The organism is Cupriavidus sp. WS, assembly GCF_000395345.1.
Classification (GTDB): domain Bacteria; phylum Pseudomonadota; class Gammaproteobacteria; order Burkholderiales; family Burkholderiaceae; genus Cupriavidus; species Cupriavidus basilensis_B.
Map to the genome: position 1 here is coordinate 1 of NZ_AQPL01000240.1, position 3,589 is coordinate 3,589.

The 3,589-nt window shown below is 73.8% G+C and carries 3 protein-coding genes and 1 pseudogene; 1 reads left to right on the top strand and 3 read right to left on the bottom strand.

The genetic code is table 11. The annotated features are described in order from the left end of the window. The coding region (locus K206_RS0119740; RefSeq protein ID WP_020204119.1) for a thiolase family protein at nucleotides 1-980 on the top strand (980 nt) is incomplete at its 5' end. Between the two features lie 46 nt (nucleotides 981-1,026). Here the strand turns inward: K206_RS0119740 and K206_RS0119745 are convergent. The 3 genes and pseudogenes from K206_RS0119745 to K206_RS0119755 all read right to left on the bottom strand — a co-directional run. Beyond that, nucleotides 1,027-1,647 carry a glutathione S-transferase family protein gene (locus tag K206_RS0119745; RefSeq protein WP_020204120.1) on the bottom strand — a complete coding sequence of 207 codons (621 nt, stop codon included), beginning with the start codon at nucleotides 1,645-1,647 and terminating at the stop codon, nucleotides 1,027-1,029. Nucleotides 1,648-1,695: 48 nt separating this feature from the next. Beyond that, nucleotides 1,696-3,171, bottom strand: a complete 1,476-nt coding sequence (locus K206_RS0119750) for a gamma-glutamyltransferase family protein (RefSeq protein WP_020204121.1) — start codon at nucleotides 3,169-3,171, stop codon at nucleotides 1,696-1,698. 67 nt (nucleotides 3,172-3,238) lie between these two features. Continuing rightward, nucleotides 3,239-3,589, bottom strand: a pseudogene (locus K206_RS0119755) (hypothetical protein); the annotation flags it as partial.

A 3,589-nucleotide genomic window follows, 5' to 3' on the forward strand; every position in this document is an offset into this window, starting at 1 on the left:
AGGCCGCGCGCGGCGCCGGCCTGCCGGTTTCGCTGCCGGCGATGACGGTCAACCGCGTGTGCGGCTCCGGCGCGCAGGCCATCGCCAGCGCGGCCGACGAGATCCGCCTGGGCTACGTGGACGTGGCGATCGCCGGCGGCATGGAGAACATGGACCAGGCGCCCTACCTGATGCCGGCGGGGCGCTGGGGCAGCCGCATGGGCGACGCGGTGCTGTACGACAGCATGCTGCGCGATGGCCTGGTGGATGCGTTCTCGGGCGAGCATTCCGGCTGGCACACCGAAGACCTGGTGGAGCGCAGCAAGCTGACCCGCGAAGACCAGGACCACTGGGCCGAGCGCTCGCAGCAGCGCTTCGCGCGCGCGCAGGAGCAGGGCCGCTTCGCCGCGCAGATCGTCGGCGTGCCGGTCAAGGCCAAGGGCGGCATGGCGACGTTCAGCGTGGACGAGGCGAACCGGCCGGACACCACCTTCGAGATCCTCGGCAAGCTGAAGCCGGCGTTCCGCAAGAACGGCACCATCACGGCGGGCAACGCGCCGGGGCTCAACAGCGGCGCGGCGGCGATGGTGGTGGCCGAGCGCTCGCTGGCCGAGGCGAAGGGCCTCGTGCCGATGGCGCGGCTGGTGGCCTACGGCGTCGGCGCGGTCGAGCCGGGCCTGTTCGGTCTGGGCCCGGTACCGGCCGTGCGCCAGGCGCTGCAGCGCGCGCAATGGGCGCTGGGCGACGTGGAGCGCGTGGAGATCAACGAGGCGTTCGCGGCGGTGCCGCTGGCGGTGGCCGGCGAGCTGGGCTTGCCGCTCGACATCATCAACGTGGACGGCGGCGCCATCGCGCACGGCCATCCGATCGGCGCCACCGGCGCGGTGCTGACCACGCGGCTGCTGTACTCGATGCGCGCGGACGGCATCCGGCGCGGCATCGTGACGCTGTGCATCGGCGGCGGCCAGGGCATCGCGCTGGCGCTTGAAGCGCTGGACTGAGGCGCCGGACCGACGCGCTGGACTGAGGCGCCGGACCGACGTGGCGCTAGGCGGTCTTCTGCCGCAGCGCGAAGGCCCGCTGCGCCGCCGGCCGCGCCACGCAGCGCTGGTGCCACGCGGCCACGTTGGCGAGGTCCGCCGCGTCCAGGTCGGCCAGCCGATGCAGCACCGCGGCGAGGTTGAGGTCGGCCACGGTGAAGCTGTCGCCGAGCAGGTAGGGCTGGCGCGCGCAATGGGCGTCGAGCACGGCCAGCGGCTTGCGCAGCGCGGCCAGCGCGGCGGCGGCCTGGGCCGGGTCGCGCTGCGCCTGCGGCAGCAGGCGGGTGTGCTGGGCGAGCTGGGTGGTGAGCGGCTCGACCATCGTGGCGGCCCACAGCGTCCATTGCAGGATGAGGGCATCCTGCCGCGCGGTGCCGTCCCACAGCACGCGGCCGGCGTGCCGGCGCGCGAGGTACAGGGTGATGGCCAGCGATTCGTAGAGGACCAGGCCGTCGTCGTCGATGGCCGGCACCATGCCGTTGGGATTGATCGCCAGGTAGGCCGGCGCCTTGGCTTCGGGCGAGGCGTAGTGCAGCGGAACGTGCTCGTAGGGCAGGCCGAGTTCTTCGGCCGCCCACAGCGGGCGGATGGCGCGCGAGGCGGCGATGCCGTAGATCTTCAGGGTCACGGATGGGGTACGGGTTGGTTCGAGGGTTGGGAAGGGGCGGCGCCGAGCTCACTCGCCCAGCGCGATGCCGTCCTTGCGCTTGTCCGACGCGCCCAGCAGGCTGCCGTCGGCATCGCGCATGACGATCTGCGCGCCGCCGAAATCGCTGCGCCCGCCGAGTTCGCCGAGGCCGGCCGGATCGCCGTAGCCGGCGTCGCGCAGGGCCTTCGCGATGGCCGGCGGCGTGCCGGCTTCGATGGCGAGCGCGGTGTCGGACTCCAGCCGCCAGCGCGGCGCGTCGAGCGCGGCCTGCAGCGGCTGCTGCCACGCCGCCAGCCGCACCAGCAACTGCAGCTGGCCTTGCGGCTGCATCAGCCCGCCGACCACGCCGAAGCCGGCATGGAAGCGCCCGTCGCGCAGCGCCGCGCCCGGCACCACGGTGTGATACGGGCGCTTGCCCGGCGCCGGGCTGTTGATGTGGCCCGGGCCGGCGAAGCCGAAGCCGCGGTTCTGCAGCACGAAGCCGCAGCCCGGCACCGCGATGCCGGAGCCGAAGCGCTTGAAGATGCTGGTCATCAGCGTGACGGCGAGGCCGTCGCGGTCCACCACCACGGTGCAGACGGTGTTGCCGGCCGGGTCCGCCACGGTCTGCTTGGCGTATTGCATGGCGCGGCCCATCGCCCGCACGGTGCGCAGCACGGCGGCGGGATCGTCCTCGGCCAGCAGGGCCGGATCGAGCTGGCCGAGCTCGTCGAGCGCGTGCAGGATGGCCACGCCGTGCGTGTTGGGCGGGCACTCGAGGATGGTCAGGCCGCGGAACTCGGTGGAAACCGGCGTGCAGAAGTCCCCGCGGTGGGCCGCGAAATCCGCCACGGCCAGCGCGCCGCCGGCATGGCGGCTGGCGGTCTCGGCCGCCTGCGCGGGCGCGCCCAGGTAATAGGCGTCGGCGCCTTCGGCGGCGATGGCGCTCAGTACCCTGGCCAGTTCCGGGTTGCTGAAGGTCTCGCCGGCCACGGGCGGGCGCCCGGCACGGTAGAGCGCGGCGCAGACCGGGTCTTGGTGCAGCACGCGGTCGAACACGGCCCATTCGCGCGCGGCCACCGGCGCCACCGCGAAGCCGTCGCGCGCCAGCGCGATGGCCGGGGCGAACAACTGCTTCCACTCCATGCGGCCGTAGCGGCGGTGCAGGTCTTCCCAGCCGCGCACCGCGCCCGGCGTGGTCAGCGAGAGCGCGTGGCGCTCGGGGATGCGCTGGTTGGGCAGACCGGCCAGCGCCTCTACGGGGAAGGCGGCCGGCGCGCGGCCGGTGCCGTTGTAGCTGACCGCATGGCCGTCGGGCTCGACGATCATGGCCAGCATGTCGCCGCCGATGCCGGTGGCCATCGGCTCCACCACGCCGAGGATGGCGTCGGCCGCGAGCGCCGCGTCCACGGCGCTGCCGCCTTCGCGCAGCACCCGCAGCGCCGCCTGGGCGGCGAGCGGGTGGCCGGTGGCGACCATGCAGTGCGGCGCGCGCACGCCTTCGGGCGGAATTGCGGTTGTCATGCGGTTTGCTCCATCAGGGTGAGGGGAATGGGGGGCTTGCGTTTCAGCGTTTCAGCGTTGCGGCGTTTCAGCGCCACAGCACCACGGCGCACATCGTCGATACCGCCAGGCCGGCCAGCACCGGCACCAGCAGCGCGCGCACGGCGTCGAGCACCGGCACGCGCGCGAAGCCGGCAATGGCCACCAGCGAGGACCAGGCGATCAGCGTGCCGCCGCCGGTCCACACCGCGCCCATCTGGCCGACCGCGCACAAGGTGGCGGCGTCCAGCCCGACGGTCGGGCCGAGCGCGCCGGCCAGCGTGCCGGTCAGCGGCAGGCCGGCGAAGCCCGAGCCGTCGATGCCGGTGATCATGCCCACCACCAGCACGCCGAAGGCGACCAGCACGTGGTTGTCCGGAATCATGTGCTGGTAGGCCTG

Excerpts from the sequence above, each read along its gene's own strand:
- K206_RS0119750 (WP_020204121.1), bottom strand. The coding sequence starts at position 3,171 with ATGACAACCGCAATTCCGCCCGAAGGCGTGCGCGCGCCGCACTGCATG.